At 41.6% G+C, this 243-nt stretch carries 1 pseudogene; it reads left to right on the forward strand.

The features are described from left to right. Positions 1–243, forward strand: a pseudogene (locus tag G6042_RS00195) (T9SS type B sorting domain-containing protein); the annotation flags it as partial.

Consider the following 243-nt stretch of genomic DNA (forward strand, 5'->3'; position numbering starts at 1 on the left):
ATGGAATTTACCATTACAGTCTAGATGATGGACCAATATTGGACAACGGCGGAATATTTACCAATGTACCACTTGGACCACATACAGTTCACGTATGGGATATGCGCGATCCAAACGGGTTCTCATGTGGCGTTGTAAGCATCACAGGCGTACAAATCATCGACTATCCACATTACTTTACACCAAATGGCGATGGTTATCACGACACATGGAATATAAAAGGATTAGAAAACTTTGCTGATG

The organism is Flavobacterium solisilvae (assembly GCF_012911605.1).
Taxonomy (GTDB): Bacteria; Bacteroidota; Bacteroidia; order Flavobacteriales; family Flavobacteriaceae; genus Flavobacterium; species Flavobacterium solisilvae.